At 70.4% G+C, this 19,126-nt stretch carries 18 protein-coding genes; 9 read left to right on the forward strand and 9 right to left on the reverse strand.

What is annotated here, in order from left to right; translation table 11 throughout:
- Positions 1-423 carry a MarR family winged helix-turn-helix transcriptional regulator gene (locus tag K1T34_RS31035; protein ID WP_220238307.1) on the forward strand — a complete coding sequence of 141 codons (423 nt, stop codon included), beginning with the start codon at positions 1-3 and terminating at the stop codon, positions 421-423.
- A 53-nt stretch (positions 424-476) separates the two neighbouring features.
- Here the strand turns inward: K1T34_RS31035 and K1T34_RS31040 are convergent, their stop codons facing one another.
- The 4 genes from K1T34_RS31040 to K1T34_RS31055 all read right to left on the reverse strand — a co-directional run bounded on the left by K1T34_RS31040 (position 477) and on the right by K1T34_RS31055 (position 6,028).
- Positions 477-2,147, reverse strand: a complete 1,671-nt coding sequence (locus tag K1T34_RS31040; RefSeq protein ID WP_220238308.1) for a fumarate hydratase — start codon at positions 2,145-2,147, stop codon at positions 477-479.
- Between the two features lie 578 nt (positions 2,148-2,725).
- A complete protein-coding gene (locus tag K1T34_RS31045; RefSeq protein WP_255637689.1) occupies positions 2,726-3,757 on the reverse strand; it encodes a sigma-70 family RNA polymerase sigma factor in 1,032 nt (343 codons plus the stop codon).
- A gap of 322 nt (positions 3,758-4,079) precedes the next feature.
- A complete protein-coding gene (gene dtd, locus K1T34_RS31050) occupies positions 4,080-4,505 on the reverse strand; it encodes a D-aminoacyl-tRNA deacylase (protein WP_220238309.1) in 426 nt (141 codons plus the stop codon).
- Positions 4,502-6,028, reverse strand: a complete 1,527-nt coding sequence (locus tag K1T34_RS31055) for a class I SAM-dependent methyltransferase (protein WP_220238310.1) — start codon at positions 6,026-6,028, stop codon at positions 4,502-4,504. Before K1T34_RS31055 ends, dtd begins: the two co-directional genes overlap by 4 nt.
- A gap of 19 nt (positions 6,029-6,047) precedes the next feature.
- Between K1T34_RS31055 and K1T34_RS31060 the strand changes: the two genes are divergently transcribed.
- Positions 6,048-7,331 (forward strand): amidohydrolase, encoded by a 1,284-nt coding sequence (locus K1T34_RS31060; RefSeq protein WP_220238311.1) that lies wholly within the window; start codon positions 6,048-6,050, stop codon positions 7,329-7,331.
- A 38-nt stretch (positions 7,332-7,369) separates the two neighbouring features.
- Positions 7,370-7,696, forward strand: coding sequence for a DUF3099 domain-containing protein (locus K1T34_RS31065; RefSeq protein ID WP_370643415.1), 327 nt, complete (start codon positions 7,370-7,372; stop codon positions 7,694-7,696).
- A 52-nt stretch (positions 7,697-7,748) separates the two neighbouring features.
- Here K1T34_RS31065 and K1T34_RS31070 read toward each other — a convergent pair whose 3' ends face one another.
- Genes K1T34_RS31070 through K1T34_RS31085 form a run of 4 tightly spaced genes read right to left on the reverse strand, consistent with a single transcriptional unit; the run spans position 7,749 to position 10,683 of the window.
- Positions 7,749-8,624 carry a carbohydrate kinase family protein gene (locus tag K1T34_RS31070; RefSeq protein ID WP_220238313.1) on the reverse strand — a complete coding sequence of 292 codons (876 nt, stop codon included), beginning with the start codon at positions 8,622-8,624 and terminating at the stop codon, positions 7,749-7,751.
- Positions 8,621-9,535: a pseudouridine-5'-phosphate glycosidase gene (locus K1T34_RS31075; protein ID WP_220238314.1), complete on the reverse strand. Its 915-nt coding sequence runs from the start codon at positions 9,533-9,535 to the stop codon at positions 8,621-8,623. Before K1T34_RS31075 ends, K1T34_RS31070 begins: the two co-directional genes overlap by 4 nt.
- A 9-nt stretch (positions 9,536-9,544) precedes the next feature.
- The gene (locus K1T34_RS31080) at positions 9,545-10,192 is read right to left on the reverse strand and encodes a hypothetical protein (protein WP_220238315.1); all 648 of its coding nucleotides are present in this window, start codon (positions 10,190-10,192) and stop codon (positions 9,545-9,547) included.
- Positions 10,189-10,683, reverse strand: a complete 495-nt coding sequence (locus K1T34_RS31085) for a pyridoxamine 5'-phosphate oxidase family protein (RefSeq protein ID WP_220238316.1) — start codon at positions 10,681-10,683, stop codon at positions 10,189-10,191. The genes K1T34_RS31080 and K1T34_RS31085 overlap by 4 nt, the downstream gene beginning before the upstream one ends.
- Positions 10,684-10,786: 103 nt before the next feature.
- Here K1T34_RS31085 and K1T34_RS31090 point away from each other — a divergent pair, with 103 nt between their 5' ends.
- A complete protein-coding gene (locus K1T34_RS31090) occupies positions 10,787-11,029 on the forward strand; it encodes a DUF3039 domain-containing protein (RefSeq protein ID WP_220238317.1) in 243 nt (80 codons plus the stop codon).
- Positions 11,030-11,188: 159 nt separating this feature from the next.
- Positions 11,189-12,028: a hypothetical protein gene (locus K1T34_RS31095; protein WP_220238318.1), complete on the forward strand. Its 840-nt coding sequence runs from the start codon at positions 11,189-11,191 to the stop codon at positions 12,026-12,028.
- Positions 12,029-12,070: 42 nt separating this feature from the next.
- On the opposite strand, the gene K1T34_RS31100 is transcribed toward K1T34_RS31095, so the two are convergent.
- Entirely contained in the window at positions 12,071-13,204 is a 1,134-nt protein-coding gene (locus K1T34_RS31100; RefSeq protein WP_255637690.1) for a YihY/virulence factor BrkB family protein, read from the reverse strand.
- A gap of 225 nt (positions 13,205-13,429) precedes the next feature.
- Here K1T34_RS31100 and K1T34_RS31105 point away from each other — a divergent pair, with 225 nt between their 5' ends.
- The 4 genes from K1T34_RS31105 to K1T34_RS31120 all read left to right on the forward strand — a co-directional run bounded on the left by K1T34_RS31105 (position 13,430) and on the right by K1T34_RS31120 (position 19,071).
- Positions 13,430-15,178, forward strand: coding sequence for a DEAD/DEAH box helicase (locus K1T34_RS31105; protein ID WP_220238319.1), 1,749 nt, complete (start codon positions 13,430-13,432; stop codon positions 15,176-15,178).
- 432 nt (positions 15,179-15,610) lie between these two features.
- Complete coding sequence (locus tag K1T34_RS31110) at positions 15,611-16,750, forward strand: sugar ABC transporter substrate-binding protein (protein WP_220238320.1); 1,140 nt, start codon at positions 15,611-15,613, stop codon at positions 16,748-16,750.
- 96 nt (positions 16,751-16,846) lie between these two features.
- The gene (locus tag K1T34_RS31115; RefSeq protein WP_220238321.1) at positions 16,847-17,620 is read left to right on the forward strand and encodes an ATP-binding cassette domain-containing protein; all 774 of its coding nucleotides are present in this window, start codon (positions 16,847-16,849) and stop codon (positions 17,618-17,620) included.
- A gap of 20 nt (positions 17,621-17,640) precedes the next feature.
- Positions 17,641-19,071, forward strand: coding sequence for a sugar ABC transporter permease (locus K1T34_RS31120; RefSeq protein WP_220238322.1), 1,431 nt, complete (start codon positions 17,641-17,643; stop codon positions 19,069-19,071).
- The last annotated feature ends 55 nt before the right edge of the window (positions 19,072-19,126 follow it).

Genomic DNA, 19,126 nt, shown 5'->3' on the forward strand with positions numbered 1-19,126 from the left:
ATGAGCGCCGACGACCACGAGATCGCGACCCGTGTATGGGCCCGGCTGCGGGCGCTCGTCCTCGACCGGCACGAGCGCAAACGCGAGGTGTGCGAGGCGCTCGGCATGAGCTTCATCAAGATCAAGGCCCTGCGCCGGGTCGCGGCGCGTCCGCTCACCATGAGCGAGCTCACCGAGCAGCTGAACACCGACCGGCCCTACACCACGCACGTCGTGGACGAGCTCGTCCGGCGCGGCCTCGTGCTGCGCGAGCCGCACCCGGAGGACCGGCGCAGCCGGGTCGTCACCGTCACGGCCCCGGGCGCCGTGGCCGCGGAACGGGCCGAGCGCATCCTGGGGGAGCCGCCGAAGTCGATGCTCGCGCTGTCGTCGGCGGAGCTGGCCGAGCTCGACCGCCTCACCGCGCAGATCACCGACGACTGACACAGCCGCGCCCCGCTCACCGGGCTCGGTGGGCGGGGCGCGGCTGTGTTCGGCTAGCGGAAGCTGATCTGCAGCACCGGTTCGCTGGTGGCGGCGAAGAAGTCGTTGCCCTTGTCGTCGATGACGATGAAGGCGGGGAAGTCCTCGACCTCGATCTTCCACACGGCTTCCATGCCGAGCTCGGGGTACTCGAGCACGTCGACCTTCTTGATGCAGTCCTTGGCCAGCCGCGCGGCCGGGCCGCCGATCGAGCCGAGGTAGAAGCCGCCGTGGTTCTGGCACGCGGCCGTGACCTGCTTGGAGCGGTTGCCCTTCGCGAGCATCACCATCGAGCCGCCCGCGGCCTGGAACTGCTCGACGTAGGAGTCCATGCGCCCGGCCGTGGTGGGGCCGAACGAACCGGACGCGTAACCGTCGGGCGTCTTCGCCGGGCCGGCGTAGTACACCGGGTGGTCCTTGAGGTACTGCGGCATCTCCTCGCCGGCATCGAGCCGTTCGGCGATCTTCGCGTGCGCGATGTCGCGCGCGACGACCAGCGGCCCCGACAGCGACAGCCGCGTCTTCACCGGCAGCTGCGAGAGCTGCGCGCGGATCTCGTCCATGGGGCGGTTGAGGTCCACGCTCACGACCTCGTCGGACAGGTCGTCCTCGGTCACGTCCGGCAGGAAACGCGCGGGGTCGCGTTCGAGCTGCTCGATGAACACGCCGTCGGCCGTGATCTTGGCCTTGGCCTGGCGGTCGGCCGAGCACGAGACGGCGATGCCGACCGGGCAGCTCGCGCCGTGGCGGGGCAGGCGGATCACGCGCACGTCGTGGCAGAAGTACTTGCCGCCGAACTGCGCGCCGATGCCGAACTGGCGCGTCATCTCCAGCACCTGCTGCTCGAGGTTCGGGTCGCGGAACGCGTGCCCCAGCTCGGAACCCTCGGTCGGCAGCGTGTCGAGGTAGCGCGCCGAAGCGAGCTTCGCGACCTTCAGGTTGAACTCCGCCGACATGCCGCCGACGACGATCGCCAGGTGGTACGGCGGGCAAGCCGCGGTGCCGAGGCTGCGCAGCTTCTCGTCCAGGAACCGCGCGAGCCGCTTGGGGTTCAGCACGGCCTTGGTCTCCTGGTACAGGAACGTCTTGTTCGCGCTCCCGCCGCCCTTGGCCATGAACAGGAAGTCGTAAGAAGGATCTGACGATTCCCCGGCTGTGTTGTCCTTGTGGTAGAGCTCGACCTGCGCCGGCAGGTTCGTTCCCGTGTTGCGCTCGTCCCAGAAGCTGGTCGGCGCCATCTGCGAGTAGCGCAGGTTCAGCTGCTGGTAGGCGTCGAAGATGCCCTCCGACAGGGCCCGCTCGTCGTCACCGCCGGTCAGCACGCCCTCCGAGCGCTTGCCGATGACGATGGCCGTGCCGGTGTCCTGGCACATCGGCAGCACGCCGCCGGCCGAGATGGCCGCGTTGCGCAGCAGGTCCATCGCGACGAACCGGTCGTTGCCGCTCGCCTCGGGGTCGTCGACGATCGCCCGCAGCTGCTGCAGGTGTGACGTACGCAACAGGTGCTGGATGTCCGTGATGGCCGTGCGAGCGAGCGTGGTCAGCGCCGCGGGGTCGACCTTGAGGAACTTCCGGCCGGCCGCTTCGACGGTTTCGACGCCGTCGGCAGTGACCAGCCGGTACTCGGTGGTGGTGTCCTTGCCGAGCGGCAGGACTTCGGTGTGCTGAAACGTGGTGGACGGCACAGCCAGGCTCCTTTGCCCTGATCGGGATCCGACCACGGTACTCAGCGGCCCCCGGTTCCCCGCACACCCGCGCGGCGACTGTGTTGCAGGGCACTCGGCCCGGGTCGTTCGCGGCGGTTTCCCGGCCGTCCGCGCGGCCCCCGGAGTTTGGTTCGGGAGGCCGGGTCCACCCCGACGGACCCGACCTCCCGGGGAAAGCGGACGGATGCGTACACCCGTTCCGCGTGGCTCACCTGGCGTTCCGTTCGCCTAGCACGACAGTCTCGTGACGTAGGTCATAAGTCAACGCGGCCGAACGGGTGCTGCCCACACCTTGCTACCCAGTCACCAACCACCTCAAACGCCGGTGATCGTTCCCCGGTCCGCGTGGGGAACCGGGAAAACGCCGAAGGCCCCGCGGACCGGTGGTCCGCAGGGCCTTCACTTCGACACGTTCGCTTTACTCACCAAGGTGACCACCTTGGGGGTCCAGGGGGCTTGCCCCCTGGCGGGGGGTCTGGGGGTTCGACCCCAGGGGACACACTGAAGCGGGTCTGGGCGAGCGTTCTCCGCGAGCACGGCTCGCCCTAACCCCCGCTTCAGCTGGCGTACGCGCGGAGCCGGTCGGCCCGCTCGCCCTGGCGGAGCTTCGCCATGACCTCACGCTCGATCTGACGCACGCGCTCGCGTGAGAGGCCGAAGTGCTTGCCGATCTGGTCCAGCGTGCGGGGCTGGCCGTCGTCCAGGCCGTAGCGCAGGCGGATGACGTGCTGCTCGCGGTCGTCGAGCGTCGCGAGGACGCGGCGCAGGTCGTCCTGAAGGAGACCGGAGATGACGGCGCTCTCGGCGTCGGTCGCTTCGGAATCCTCGATGAAGTCGCCCAGCGGGGCGTCTTCCTCGGCGCCCACGGGCATGTCGAGGCTCACCGGGTCGCGGGACTGGTCGAGCAGGTTCGCGATCTTGTGGACCGGGATGCCCGACTCGGCGGCCAGCTCGTCGTGCGTCGCGTCACGGCCGAGCTGCTGGTGCAGGTCGCGGCGGATGCGGGCGAGCTTGTTGACCTGCTCCACGAGGTGGACCGGCAGCCGGATGGTGCGACCCTGGTCGGCCATCCCCCTGGTGATGGCCTGGCGGATCCACCAAGTGGCGTAGGTCGAGAACTTGAACCCCTTGGAGTAGTCGAACTTCTCCACCGCGCGGATCAGACCCAGGTTCCCCTCCTGGATCAGGTCGAGCAGCGGCATCCCCCTGCCGGTGTAGCGCTTCGCGAGCGAGACCACGAGGCGGAGGTTGGCCTCCAGCAGGTGGTTCTTCGCCACGTGCCCGTCGCGCACCAGTGCGGTGAGCTCGGTGCGGCGTTTGGTCGTGAGGTCTTCGGCGGAGTCGAGCATGTGCTGCGCGAACACTCCCGCCTCGATGCGCTTGGCCAGCTCGACCTCGTCGGCCGCGGTGAGCAGCGCGGTCTTGCCGATGCCGTTCAGGTACACACGCACCAGATCGGCGGCTGGGCTTTGGGCGTCGAGGTCTGCGTCCGTGAACGTCCCCACACTCACGGGCTCCTCGTTCTGCTGTGCTGGAATCCCACGCTCGCGAATCCCGCGCGCTTCGCGTTCGAGAGTCTGGACTGACATTCTCTGCCTCCCCGGTCACGGGCTGAACGTGTCTCGCCGGTGCTGTGCCTTCGGTGTCGGGCCCTGTGGAAACCCTGGCCTCCGGCCCAGCCGGCTTAGCTGGACACTTGTGGTAACGCGCCGGGTTTCCAAAACGTTCCCGGCTTCTGAAGAAAGGACGGGCACACCCGTCGCCCGGTTGCTCCAGCAACACTGAGCTTTTGCTGAGAAGCGCGCCACAGCGGGAATAATCATGAGAATTCCATGAGAATCCGCGCACGGGGTGAACCATTCGGTGCCCGGTTACGTTCCCGGGCACCGAGAGTGGCAGCGTGACAGTGGTCTAGACCTCAATGAGAACGGTGAACGGACCGTCGTTCACGCTCTCCACGGCCATCATCGCGCCGAAGCGCCCGGTGGCCACGGATGCCCCACGGTCACGCAACTCCTGCACCACGGCGTCCACCAGGGGCTCGGCCACTTCCGGGCGCGCGGCGGCGACAAAGGACGGCCGGCGGCCCTTGCGTGTGTCGCCGTAGAGCGTGAACTGGGACACCACCAGCAACGGCGCGCCCGCACTCGCGCAGGACTGCTCGTCGCGCAGGATCCGCAGTTCGTGGAGCTTGCGGGCCATCGTCGCCGCTTTCACCCGATCGTCGTCGGCGTGAATTCCCAGCAGCACCAACAGTCCCGGTTCTTCGAGGGCGCCCGTCACCGCTCCGTCGACCGTCACACTCGCCCGGGTGACGCGCGCCGCGACGGCCCTCACTGTGACGTCAGAGTCAAAGTCGAAGCAGAAGCCGGCACCAGCATCCCGTGCCGAACGAGTTCGCGCACCACGGGCAGCGCGGCGGCGGCCAGCTCGGCCGGGTCGAGGCCCTGCGCGGCCGCCAGCAGCTCGACGAGGTCCTCCAGCGCCAGCACGCCCCGGCAGCCCGCCAGCAGCCGCGTGGCGAGCTCGTCGACCTCGTGCTGCCACCCGGGTCCGTCGGTGCGGTGCAGGCGCCGCACGGTGGTCTCCCAGCCCTCGTCGCCGGGGGAGTCGACGCGTTCCAGCAGCACGCTGTCGGGCACGCGGAAGGCGGTGCCCATGAGCTCGTCGCCGTGCGTGCGCAGCCAGTCGACGCGGTCGAGCCAGTTCGCCGCCTCCGGGCCCAGCGGGTCGTCGTAGGCCTGGCGCAGGTCTTCGCACACCACGGTCGGCGTCTTCCCGGCCGCGCGGCGCAGCGTGACGAAGCCGAAGCCGATGCCCTGCACGCGGTTCTCGGTGAACCAGTCGAGCCACGCGGCGGCCTTCACCCGGCCTTCGGGCGAGCGCGGGTCGATGCCCTCGTCGCGCAGCCAGGTGCCCACGTACAGCGCGGGGTCGGCGACATCGCGCTGCACGAACCACGCGTCCGTTTCCGCCGGCAGCCAGCGCGCCACCCGATCGGCCCAGTCCTCGCCACCCGTGTGGAGCCAGGAAGCCAGCAGCTGCCCGGTGCCGCCGTCGTTGAGGAACCCCGGCAGCTGGCGCACGACGAGCGCGCTGGCGTCGTCGCCGGCCAGGCCCGAATCGCGATAGGTGTAGTCCACGCGCGGTGGTCCGACCACGAACGGCGGGTTGCACACGATCTGGTCGAACCGGCGCCGCGCGACCGGCGCGAACCACTCGCCGCGCACCAGTTCCACGTCGAGCTCGTTGAGCCGGAACGTGCCGGCGGCCAGCGCGAGCGCCCGCGCGGAGACGTCCGTGGCCGTCACGCGCTGGGCGTGGCGCGTGGCGTGGAGGGCCTGCACGCCGTTGCCGGTGCCGACGTCGAGCAGCGTGCCGACCGGGCGCCGGCTGGTGGCGCGGATGAGGCTGAGTGACGCGTGGCCGACGCCGAGCACGTGGTCCTCGGGCACGACGTGGCCGAGCAGGTCGGCGTCGAGGTCGGCCACGACCCACCAGGAGCCCTCCTCGTCGCCGTGCGGGCGGATGTCGAGGGCGGCTTTGTACCCGTCGCCGTCGGCCGCGAGGATCCCCGCCGCGACGGCGGCTTCCGGTGTCAGTGGCGAAAAAGCGGACTCAACGGACTTTTCGGACTCGGTGAGCCCTAGCAGGAACAGCCGCACGAGCGTGCCGAGGTCGCCCGCGTCGAGGCTCGCGCGCCGGGCGGGCTCGGGCTCACCGCGGCCGAGTGCCGCGTGGGCCGCGCCGCCGAGGGCGTCGACCACCCCGTCGGCGTCGTAGTCGGCGCGCCGGAAGGCCTCGCGCAACCGCGCGCAGACGTCGTCGGACAGGTCGGGCAGAGGCGTGTTCGTGCTCACGGTGGGTAAGCCTGCCACGATGGGTTCCGTGACCTCCCATGCAGTCGAACGTGTCCTCGCCCCGCTCGCCGCGGCCCTGCCCGGCCTGGAGGCGCTCTACGTCGACTTCCACCGCCACCCCGAGCTGGCGTTCGCCGAGACCCGCACCGCGGCCGAGCTGGCGCGCCGGCTCGAGGCCGACGGGTTCGAGGTCCACCCCGGCGTCGGCCGCACCGGCGTGGTCGGCGTGCTGCGCAACGGCGAAGGCCCCACGGTGATGCTGCGCGCCGACATCGACGCGCTGCCGGTCGAGGAGAAGACCGGCCTCGAGTACGCGAGCACCGCGCGCGGCGTCGACGAGTCGGGCAACGACGTGCCCGTGATGCACGCCTGCGGGCACGACATGCACGCCACCTGGCTGTCGGGCGCCGCGAGCCTGCTCGCCGCCGCGCGCGAGGACTGGTCGGGGACGTTGCTGGTCGTGTTCCAGCCCGCGGAAGAGGGAAACGGCGGCGCCTCCGAAATGATCGCCGACGGGCTGTTCGACCTCGCCGGTCGCCCCGACGTGGTCTTCGGCCAGCACCTCGTGCCCGGTCCGGCCGGCTGGGTCCTCACCAGGCCGGGTGTGCTCATGGCGGCCTCCGACACGCTGCGCATCACGCTGCACGGGCGCGGCGGCCACGGCTCGCGGCCCGAGACCACCGTCGACCCGGCCGTGATGGCGGCGTCGGTGGTGCTGAAGCTGCAGACGGTGGTCTCCCGTGAGGTCGCGGCCACCGAACCGGCGGTGGTCACCGTCGGCTCGCTGCACGTCGGCTCGGTCGGCAACGTCATCGCCGACGACGCCGTGCTCGAAGTCAACACCCGCGCGTTCGGCGACGGGGTGCTGCTGCGGCTGCGCGCGGCCATCGAGCGCATCGTGAACGCCGAGGCCGTGGGCGCGAACGCGCCGAAGCCGCCGACGATCGAGCTGCTCAACTCCTACCCGGCGACCTCGAACGACGAGACCGCTTCCGACGAGCTCACCGAGGTGTTCCGCGGGCACTTCGACGACGGCACCGTGCTGCCGGCGCCGCTCGTGACCGGTAGCGAGGACTTCGGCGAATTCGGCGCGGCGGCCGGGGTGCCGTCGGTGTTCTGGCTGGTCGGGGGCCTCGAACCACAGGAAGTGATCACGGCGATGACCGAGGGGCGGTTCGAGAGCGACATCCCGTCGAACCACTCGCCGCGCTTCGCGCCGATCCTGCACCCGACGCTGCGCGCGGGCGTCGAAACGCTCGTCGTGGCCGCGTTGTCACGGATGTCCCACCCGGGTGTCGGATGACGGCCCGGAGTGGGAGCATGAGCGGTGGAGGTGGTGCTGTGAACGAGCCCGCCCGAGGTTCCGATCCCCGCCCGGCTCCGGTGCTGATCACCGAGGCAGAACCGTCCTACGACGATCAGCTGGCCGCACGGAAGAAGAAGTACATCATCATGATGGTGTGCCGCATCCCGTGCCTCATCCTGGCCGGGCTGACCTACCACACGTGGTGGCTGGCGCTCACGTTCCTCGTGATCTCAGTGCCGCTGCCGTGGATCGCGGTGCTGATCGCCAACGACCGGCCGCCGCGCAAGACGCAGAACGTCAACCGCTACGAGCGGGAGGCGAAGCAGATCGAGAACCGCGAACACCGGGTGATCGACGGCTGAAGGCCGCTCGTGGGTGCTGCCGCCGGTTCTCGCCGGCAGCACCCACGGGTTTTCAGGCTGAGGGCTGGGGGCCGAGGCGGCTCACGGCCAGCGCGCCCAGCCGCGTCCCCGCGCGCAGGACGTCCACAGTGGACTGCCCGGCGAGCCAGGTGGTGAGCACACCCGCGTCGAACGCGTCGCCCGCGCCCGTGGAGTCCACGCACGCGGCTTCGACCGCGGGCACGGTGGTCACGCCGTGGGCGTCGACCCAGGCGGCGCCGCCGAGGCCGGCCGTCACGACGACCGCGCCGACCGTGCCGAGCAGTTCCTTGGCCGACAGCGGATCGGTCGAACCCGTGAGCGCCACCAGTTCCTCGGTGTTGGGCATCAGCAGGTCGGTGCCGCGCACGTCGTCGAGGAACGCCGCCGGGTCGTGGATGTGCGCCGCCGCCTGCGGGTCGACCGACGTGGTGAGCCCGGCTTCCTTCGCCGCCGCCAGCGCCGCGAGGCCCGCGGGCCGCGACGACGGGTCGAGCAGCACGTAGCCCGACAGGTGCAGGTGACTCGCGCCGGCCAGCGCCTCGGGCGTCACGTCCTCGGGCCGGAACCGCTTGTTCGCGCCGCGGTCGGCGAGCATGCTGCGCTGTCCTTCGGCGTCCACCATCACGACGACGCAGCACGTGGCCGCCTCGGGGTCGACCGCGAACGCGCAGCGCACGCCCGTCGCCTCCAGTTCGGCCTTGATCAGCCGGCCGCCCGAGTCGTCGCCGATGCGGGCCACCAGCGTGGTGTCGGCGCCCAGGGAACGCAGCCACAGCGCGGTGTTCGCGCCCGCGCCGCCGCCGGTGAAGCGGATCTGCGCGCGGGCGTCGCCGCCGTGGGGGAGCGGTTCGTCGTGGCGGGCGACCACGTCGAGGCCGGCGTCGCCGACCACCACGATGCCGGTCACGCGCGCACCGCCAATGCGACGGCGACCTCGGTGGCGAGCTTGGCGTTGTTGAGCACCAGGGCTTCGTTGGCGTCGATGCTCACGCCGCCGCTTGCGGTGTGGAAGTGCTCCAGCAGCACGGGTGTCACGTCGGAGCCGTGCACGCCGCCTTCGCGCAGCTTCGCGAGCCCGTCGGCCAGCAGCCGGTCGTGCACCTCGCGGTCCATTTCGGACTCTTCCGGGATCGGGTTCGTCAGCAGCACACCGGAATTCGCGTACGCGCGGTGCGCGGCGATCACGGCGGCGGCTTCCTTCGCGTCGTCCACGCGCCAGCCGACCGGGTGGCCCGACGAGCGCAGGTAGAACGCGGGGAACTCGTCGGTGCGGTAGCCGAGCACCGGTACGGAGTTGGTCTCCAGCACTTCCAGCGTCGCCGCGATGTCGAGCACCGACTTCACGCCGGAGCACACCACGACCGTCGGCACCTTCGCGAGCACACCGAGGTCCGCCGACACGTCCCAGCTCTGCGCCGCGCCGAGGTGCACCCCGCCGAGGCCGCCGGTGGCGAAGACGCCGATCCCGGCCGCGGCGGCCAGCGCCGACGTGCCGGCCACGGTGGTCGCGCCCGAGCGGCCGAGGCCGACGGCCGGGCCGAGGTCGCGCAGCGAGAGCTTGTCCAGCCCGGCGCCGGGCGCGCACACGCGCTCCAGCTCGGCGGGCGACAGTCCGATCACCGGACGCCCGTCGAGCACGGCGATCGTGGCCGGCACGGCGCCGCCGTCGCGCACGACCTGCTCGAGGCGGTGGGCGACGTCGAGGTTGCGGGGGTGGGGCAGCCCGTGGGAAAGGATGGTGCTCTCGAGGGCGACGACGGGGTGGCCGTCACGCAACGCCGAGGCGACCTTCTCGTGGAGGAAGAGTTGTGTGGTCACGGACGGACATCATCGGTGATCGCCGGCGTGCTCCCGCCGGCGGGTCAGCTCGGCCGCCAGGTTGCGCCGCGCGGCCGTCTCCCAGCGTGCCCGCGCGGTTTCGCTGCGGTATAGCAGGGGCCGGGCCAGCAGGTTCGCCAGCACCGCGGCGCGCCCGGCGGCCCAGGCCGGGTCGTCGTACTTCGCGTACTCGCGGCGGACGGCGGCGGCGTACCCGGCGTAGACCGCGGGCGTGGCGCCGAGGATGGCGAGGTCGGCGTCGAGCACGGCGGTGGCCGCTTGGTCGTCTTCCGGTGCTTCGTGGGCCGCGGTGGCGAGCACGAGGGCCTCGGCGCGCGCGACGTGCTGCGCGCCGGCGCCCGCCCGGGTGAGCCAGTGGCACAGCCAGGCGGCGCTCGCGCGTTCGTCCTCGCCCGGCACGGCGTCGTAGACCACGTCGTGCGCCCACGCGGCCAGCGCGACGGCGGCGCACTCGTCGGGGCCGAGGCCGGCTTCGGCGGCCAGCTGCGCACCGTCGCGCGCGACGGCCGTGGCGTGGGCGAGGTCGTGGTAGTGGCGGTGTGGTTCGCCGTAGCGTGCTTCGAGCTCGCGCCAGGCTTCGCGGGCCACGTCCTCGTCTCCGCCCACGTGCGCGACCGCGGCGCCCCAGGCCGTCACGACGTGAACTCCCAGCGCGTCGGGGAAGTCGTGAAGTCCTTCTCCCGCAAGGCGAACACCGTCTCGGGCCGCACCCGCACAGACGCGTTCACGGCCGGGTCGAGGAAGTCGATCCCGTACGCCGTCTCGTACTTGGCGTTCATCGCGTCGAGGAATTCGCGGATCTCCTTCGCGTCGGCGACGAGCTCGGCCGGGCCACTGACCACCACCGGCTCTTCGGGGTCCTCCGTCGCGACGGACACGGCCGAGCCGGCCGCGACGTTGCGCGCCTTCACCGAGCGCAGCGACGAGGAGAACCACAGCACCTCGCCGGTCCACACGGCCCACACCGGCATGAGGTGGGGGAGGCCCGCGGGCGTGACGGTGGCGAGCCAGTAGTCGTGGGAGGTGCACAGCCGCTCGTCGGCCCAGCGCCACGGCAGCAGCCCGGCCGAAGCGGGTGCGATGCCGTAGCCCGGCATGTGCGGCCTGGTCGCGATCGGTCCGTCCATGACGCGGCTCCCGCCGTCCGGTGCCCTCGGCGCTCCTGGGGCACTGACGATAGTCCCGCGGCCGGTGATTCCGGCACCCGCGCGACTGAGGCATGATGGACGCGTGAGCACCGAGACGCTGACGAAGCCGGAGACCGACAGCACCGAGTCGACCGACGACGACTCCCCGAAGATGTTCCACTACGTGCGCAAGAACAAGATCGCCGAGAGCGCGGTCATGGGCACGCACGTGGTGGCGCTCTGCGGCGAGGTCTTCCCGGTCACGAAGTCGCCCAAGCCGGGTTCCCCGGTCTGCCCGGCCTGCAAGGAGATCTACGACGGCCTTCGCCCCGGCAAGGACAAGTAGGCACCACGAGCAGGTCCCGACGACCCGCCCCGGGCGTGGCCCCTCAGGCACGCCCGGGCGAACAAACGTGAAAATCATTCACCCGGTGGCTGTGGAGCCGGGAAAGAACTGGTAGATCTGCGATCCCGCCAGTTCCTTCCCGCAGCAGGAGACCTCCACATGCGCAGAACCGGGATCGTCCTCGCCCTCGTTGTGGTGCTCGCGGCCGCCGTGCCGGGCCTCGCCCAGGCCGTCACCGGGTGGACCGCCGTCGGGTCCGACCGCGCCCGCCCGCTCGACGAGAGCCAGGGCCTCGCCACGATCGTCCGCCCGTCGGGCACCACCATCCGCTACACCGGCGTCGCCACGGTCGACGTCGGGCTGGCCGTGCAGGGCTGGAACCACGTCGGCGACCCGGGTTCGGCGCAGGGCTGGTACGTGGAGCCCTACCAGCGCGACGACCGCGGCGCGAAGCTCTTCCGCGTGCAGGCGCCCGACGGCACGCAGACCGACTACAAGCACGCGCTGGAGCCGTGGGAGGGGAGCAACAACTCCTTCGCCGCCGTCTCGCCCGACGCGCGCTGGCTGGTGGCCGGCGAGTGGGGCACGATGGACCGCCTCCTCGTGCACCCCATGCCCGGCGTCGCCTTCACCGACCCGTCGCAGAACCTGCCCTACGCCTCCGCGATCCGCCTCGACCACCAGGTCCGCGACGTGCAGGGCTGCGACTTCGTCACGGCCACGCGCCTGATGTGCGCCTCCGACGACCCCGAGGGCAGCCTCTTCGGCACCACGAAACCGCTCCTGCAGGTCGACCTCGACGCGCCGCTGTCCAGCTCTGACGTGACCGGCCACGTGACGTCGCTGGGCCAACTGCCGCTGCAGAGCGGGTGCGGCGGCACCTTCGAGGTCGAGGGCATCGACTTCGACGAGCGCGACAGCACCCTGCGCGTGATCGTGATGTCGCCGAGCGTCTGCATCGCCGTGGACAGCAAGACCTGGCGGTTCCAGCAGCGGTGACCGAAGTCCGTGAGGGGCACCGCTACGGAGCCGGGGTGCCCTTCACGGCAGCTTGCGCACGGCGTCGTGACCGGACTGGTCGGGCAGCTCGCCCGCCGCGTCCTCGTCCGGAACCGCTTCCTCGTGCGGCTCTTCGGGTTCGGCGTCCGCGGCACGTTTGGGGCGCCGCAACGGGATCGTGGTGCGGTCCCAGAGCGTGCGCCCCTCCTCGGCCCGCATCCGCTCGTTGGCCCGCTCCATCTCGAGCCGGCGCCACTTGCGGCGCTGGCGCCGGGTCGCCTTGGCGGGCCACAGTTCCTGGATCGCGCTGTTGAAGTACGCGCCGCCGACCACGGCCAGGCCGATGAAGAACATCAGCAGCAGGAACGCGATCGGCGCGGCGAGCGCGCCGTAGGTGTAGCCGGTCTTGGTGATCCAGTTGAGGTAGATGCGCAACCCGATGCTGGAGACCAGGAACACGAGCATCGCGAGCACCGCGCCCGGCAGCCCGCGGTGCCAGGGCAGCCGCCGCGGCAGCGCCAGCTTGTACAGCGTGGTCAGCGCCAGCACGATCATCACGCCCAGCACGGGGTAGTAGAGCGTGCCGACCCACGCCGACACCGTGTCGCGCCAGGCGAGGGGGAAGAACTCCGGCAGCAGGTCCGGCCCGATCGCCAGCAGCGGCAGCCCGACGACGAGGATCACGAGCCCGCACAGGTACAGCAGCAGCGCGAAGATCCGTTGCCACACCTCGTTGCGCACGCCGTACTGGTCGTGGGCCACGGTGATGGCGTCGACGAACGACGACATCGCCGACGAGCCCGCCCACAGCGAGATGACGAAGCCCACCGACACGATCTCGCCCTTGCCGACCGTGAGGATGCTGTTCACCGTCGGCTCGATGATTTCCTGCACCGCGTTGGTGCTGAAGATGGTGCGGCTGAAGGTGATGATGCGGTCGTGCACGGCCGCGACCACGCCTTGGCCGAACCACTCGCCGACGAAGCCGAGGCTGCCCAGCAGCCCGAGCAGCAGGGGTGGGAGCGAGAGCGTCTGCCAGAACGCGGCTTCGGCGGCCTCGGAGAAGATGTTGCCGTCCCAGGCCTTGGCGAAGGTGCGCGTGATGAGGCGCCACGGCCCTTTGCGTGCCGTCTTCGTCGCCGTCGCCGCCTCGGCGTCCGGTCTCACCTCACCCATGGTGGGTCCCAGCATGGTCCATTCGCGGGAATTTGGCTCGTCGCGGGTCCCCTCCCCGGGCGTGTCGGGGGACATCACCCGTGGCGGTGCCGGGCGCCGCGGGGCCCGGAAGGTAAGCTGCCCGAAGTGCCCTCACCGCAGTCGCCGGCGTCGAAGCCGGTACCACAGTGGGGGTTTTCGCACGTCACGGCCGCGACTCGCGGCCTGGGGAGGGGGTGAGCGAGGTTGTCCGAGACGACGACGCAGGGGGTCCTCGGGGCACCACCCGCCGAGCAGGACACCACCGCGCGGCCGCTGCGCGCGTGGCAGCGCCGGGCGCTCACGAAGTACCTCTCGAGCAAGCCGAAGGACTTCCTCGCGGTCGCGACGCCCGGCGCCGGCAAGACCGTGTTCGGTCTCCGCATCGCCGCCGAGCTGCTGTCGGACCGCACCATCGAGGCCGTCACGATCGTCACGCCGACCGAGCACCTCAAGCACCAGTGGGCGGGTGCGGCCGCGGCGGCGGGCATCGACATCGACTCGAACTTCCGCAACACCACCGGCGTCACGTCGTCGGACTATCGCGGCGTCGCCGTGACCTACGCGCAGGTGGCCGCGCACCCGACGCTGCACCGCGTGCGCACGGAGAACCGCAAGACCCTGGTGATCCTCGACGAGGTGCACCACGCCGGCGACGCGAAGTCGTGGGGCGACGCGACGCGTGAGGCGTTCATGCCCGCCGTGCGGCGCCTCGCGCTCACCGGGACCCCGTTTCGCAGCGACGACTCGGCCATCCCGTTCGTCACCTACGAGCCCGACGAGGGCGGCTTCCAGCGCAGCAAGTCCGACCACAGCTACGGCTACGCCGACGCGCTCGCCGACGGCGTGGTCCGGCCCGTGGTCTTCCTCGCCTACTCCGGCGAGGCCTCCTGGCGCACGAGCGCGGGGGAGGAGTTCACGGCGCGCCTGGGCGAGCCGCTGACCGCAGAGCAGAACGCACGAGCCTGGCGCACGGCGCTCGACCCGTCGGGCGAGTGGATCCCCTCGGTGCTGCAGGCCGCCGACACGCGGCTGTCGCAGGTGCGCCAGAGCGTGCCCGACGCGGGCGGGCTGGTCATCGCCACCGACCAGGAGTCGGCGCGCGCGTACGCGAAGATCCTGGAGCGCCTTTCGGGCCAGACGCCCACGCTCGTGCTCTCGGACGACCCGAAGGCCTCGGGCCGCATCAAGGAGTTCTCCGACTCCACCGACCGCTGGATCGTCGCGGTCCGCATGGTCTCCGAAGGCGTCGACGTGCCGCGCCTGGCGGTCGGCGTGTACGCCACCAGCGCGTCGACCCCGCTGTTCTTCGCCCAGGCCATCGGTCGCTACGTGCGGGCCCGCAAGAAGGGCGAGACGGCGAGCGTCTTCCTGCCCAGCGTGCCCGTGCTGCTGGAGCTCGCCAGCGAGCTGGAGGCGCAGCGCGACCACGTGCTCGGCAAGCCCCACCGCGAGAAGGACGGCTGGGACGACGAGCTGCTCGCCCAGGCCAACCGCACGGAGGACGAACCGGGCGAAGAGGAGAAGGCGTTCACCTCGCTCGGCGCGTCGGCCGAGCTCGATCAGGTGATTTACGACGGTAACTCGTTCGGGACCGCCGTCTTCTCCGGCTCGGACGAGGAGCAGGAGTACCTCGGCCTGCCCGGGCTGCTCGAACCGGACCAGGTCCGCGCCCTGCTGCGCAAGCGGCAGGAGGAGCAGCTCTCCGACGAGAAGCGCCGCAAGCCCGAGGCCGAGAAGGCCGCTCCGGCACCCGCGCGGCCCCAGTCGGTGAGCGAGCGCCTCGGCTCGCTGCGCAAGGAGCTCAACGCGCTGGTCGGCGTCTACCACCACCGCACGAAGAAGGCCCACGGCGCGATCCACAACGAGCTACGCAGGGTGTGCGGCGGCCCGCCGACCGCCATGGCGACCGTGGAGCAGCTCGAAGAGCGGATCGTCACGCTCCGTTCCTGGTGACCCCTGCTCCCTCGCCTCCGATCCACCCAAACACCCCAATGTGGCGTTGGGTGCGCTGAACGCACCGAACGCCGCATTGGGTGCGCTGAACGCAACCAACGCCACATTGGGGTGGAGTGGAGGGGCGTGGCGGGGTTTGGTTACTGAACGTGTGTGGGCGACCCCGTTGAGGCGTGAGGCTCACGAAGAGTCAGCGAAGTCGATCTCATCACACTCGGTGCGCACTGGCGATCACTCCGTCAGTGGATTTACCCTTTCCGGGCTGTGGTCGGGCCGTGTTGCGAAACCGTGTCCAATTGGTGTCATTTAATCGATCCAGCTATCTTCCGCGAAGCTGCTCAGCGGCATATGTTGTCGGCCACAACATATGCGCGTCGGTGCGCCGGGTCTTCCGGATCACCGCCCCGCGAGCATGATCCGGAAGGAACGAGGATGCGCAGCAGAACCCTTACCCTCCTTGCCGCCACGGTGAGCGCCGGCCTGGTGCTGACCGCGTGCGGTGCCAACTCGAACTCCGGGGGCACGGGGGACAGCTCCGCCTCCGGCTCGGCCTCCGCCCCCGCCGGCGGCGGCGCGAACGGCAAGGTCGGCGTGATCCTGCCCGAGACCGCCACCTCCGCCCGGTGGGAGGCGTTCGACAAGCCGATGCTCCAGGCCGCTCTCCAGGCCCAGGGCTTCACGGCCGACATCCAGAACGCCCAGGGTGACAACCAGAAGTTCTCGACCCTGGCCGACGGCTTCATCAGCCAGGGCGTGAAGGTCCTGGTCATCGCCCCGTCCGACCCGGCCGTCGGTGCCGCGATCGAGGCCAAGGCGAAGACCGCGGGCATCCCGGTCATCGACTACGACCGCCCGAGCCTCGGCGGTTCGGCCGACTACTACGTCTCGTTCGACAACGAGAAGGTCGGCGAGATCCAGGCCCAGGGCATGGTCGACGCGCTGAAGAACAAGCCGGGTGCCTCGGTCGTCCAGATCGAGGGCGCTCCGACGGACAACAACGCCACGCTGTTCGGCGACGGCCACGACAAGGTCCTCAAGCCGCTGTACGCCTCGGGCGCGCTGAAGCTCGTCCGCAAGCAGGCCATCAACGACTGGGACCCGCAGCTCGGCGGCACGACCTTCGAGCAGATCTTCACCTCGGCCGGCGGCAAGGTCGACGGCGTCGTGGCGGCGAACGACGAGCTCGCCGGCGCGGTCATCACCGTGCTGCAGAAGAACGGCCTCAACGGCAAGGTCCCGGTCACCGGCCAGGACTCGACCGCGGCCGGCCTGCAGGCCATCCTGCGCGGCGACCAGACGCTGACGATCTTCAAGCCGATCAAGCAGGAGGCCGAGAACACCGCGAAGCTGGCCGCCGCTCTGGCCAAGAATGACAAGGCCGCCGCCGACGCGATCGCGACCGGCACGCTGCACGACCCGCAGAACAACCGCGACATCAAGTCCGTTCTGCTCACGCCGGAGCTGATCACCGTCAACGACATCAAGACCGTGGTCCAGCAGGGCTACGTCAAGGCGTCGGACATCTGCACCGGCGACCTCGCCGCCAAGTGCACCCAGTACGGCATCTCCTGAGCTGACTGAGTAGCACACCCCAAAACAGCCGGGCCGGGATGCGTTCCCCGACAACGCATCCCGGTCCGGTACCCACGCGAGAGATATGCGAACCCCATGAGCGAGCCCATTCTCGACATCAAAGGTCTGAACAAGAGCTTCGGCCCGGTCCACGTCCTCCACGACGTGGACTTCGCTGTGCGAGCGGGTGAAGTGACCGCGCTCGTCGGCGACAACGGCGCCGGCAAGTCGACGATGGTCAAGTGCATCGCCGGCATCCACCCGTACGACACGGGAACCGTGCGGTTCAACGGCCAGGAAGTCCACATCCACAGCCCGAAGGACGCGGCCGATCTCGGCATCGAGGTCGTGTACCAGGACCTCGCGCTGGCCGACAACCTCGACATCGTCCAGAACATGTTCCTCGGCCGCGAGCGCGGCAGCCAGTGGCTGCTCGACGAGGCCAGCATGGAGAAGGCCGCGCGCGAAACGCTGGCCTCCCTGTCGGTGCGCACGGTGAAGTCCGTGCGCACGCCCGTCTCCGCGCTCTCCGGTGGTCAGCGCCAGACGGTCGCGATCGCCAAGTCGGTGCTGTGGAACAGCAAGGTCGTGATCCTCGACGAGCCGACCGCCGCCCTCGGTGTCGCACAGACCCGGCAGGTGCTGGACCTGGTCCGCCGGCTCGCGGAGCAGGGCCTCGGCGTGGTGCTGATCAGCCACAACATGGCCGACGTCTTCGAGGTCGCCGACCGCATCGACGTGCTGTACCTGGGCCGGCTCGTCGCCGAGGTCCAGACCAAGGATGTGACCACGAGCCAGGTGGTCGAACTCATCACCGCCGGCCGGTCGGGCGATCTCGGCTTGGCCCGCCCCGAAGCCGTCGTGCTGTGAGCAACGAGAAAGAATCGCAGATGACTGAGACCCCAGCCAAGGCCCCGCAGCCGGACCAGGCGAACGCGATCGCCGACTTCGGTATCGACACCACGTCGATGTCGACGGGCGAGGCGATCAAGGACTACTTCGCGCGGATGAAGGACGGCCAGCTCGGCTCGGTCCCGGCCGTGCTCGGCGTGATCGTCCTGGCGATCCTCTTCAGCGCCCTCTCGAGTGACTTCTTCACGCTTCGCAACATCGCGAACCTGCTCGCGCAGGGCGCGGGCCAGACCATCATCGCGATGGGCATCGTGTTCGTGCTGCTGCTCGGTGAGATCGACCTGTCGGCCGGTACGGCCTCCGGTGTGTGCGCCTCGCTGATGGCGCTGCACTACGTGCACAACGGGAACCTGCTGGGCACCATGGGCGGCGGCGTGTTCATCACGTTCATCGCCGTGCTCGCGCTCGCCGTGATCCTGGCCGTGCTGCAGCGGATCTGGGCCGGGGCGGTGGTGGCGGGGATCGGCATCGTGGTGATCCTCATCGGTGTCCCGGTGAACGCGTGGCTCGAGATGCTGATCGCGATCTGCACCGGCACGGCCATCGGCTGCATCACCGGTTTCCTCGTCTCGAAGATCGGCATGCCGTCGTTCGTCGTGACCCTGGCGCTGTTCATCGTGTGGCAGGGCGTGATCCTGCAGTTCATCGGTGAGGGCGGCACGCTGCCGATCAGCACGAGCCAGACGCTGAACGCGGTGGCCAACGGAAACCTGTCGGTGCTGGGCAGCTGGATCCTCTTCATCGTCGCGGCGGGTGGTTACGCGCTCGTGGCTCTGGGGCAGCACTTCTCGCGGCTCAAGCGCGGTCTCGTGGTGCAGCCGACGCCGATCGTGCTGTTCAAGGTCGGCCTGGTCGCGGTGATCGCGGGAGTCGCGACGTACCTGCTCACCGTCAACCGCTCGTCCAACAACCTCGTGGTGATCGAGGGCGTGCCCTACGTCGTCCCGATCGTGCTGGCGCTGCTCGTCGCGGGCACCTACGTGCTCAACCGGACGCGCTACGGCCGGCACCTCTACGCCGTCGGTGGCAACCAGGAAGCGGCCCGCCGCGCCGGTATCAACGTGCCGAAGCTGCGCACCAGCGTGTTCGTGATCAGCTCGACGTTCGCGGCGATCGGCGCGATCGTGTACTCGTCGAAGATCGGCTCGGTCAACCCGCAGTCCGGTGGCCTCAACACGCTGCTGTTCGCGGTAGGCGCGGCGGTCATCGGTGGTACGTCGCTGTTCGGCGGCAAGGGCCGGGTCATCGACGCGGTGATCGGTGGTGCCGTGCTGGCGATCGTGAACAACGGCCTGGGCCTGCTCCAGCAGACCGCCGCCGTGGTGAACATCGTCACCGGTCTCGTTCTGCTGCTCGCGGCCACGGTCGACGCGCTGTCGCGGCGCCGAGCGGCTGCGTCGGCACGCTGACGCCCGATGCCACGTTCAAGCCGGTGACGAGCTCGTCCGTCGCACGACCCGACGA

The organism is Amycolatopsis sp. DSM 110486, assembly GCF_019468465.1.
Taxonomy (GTDB): domain Bacteria; phylum Actinomycetota; class Actinomycetes; order Mycobacteriales; family Pseudonocardiaceae; genus Amycolatopsis.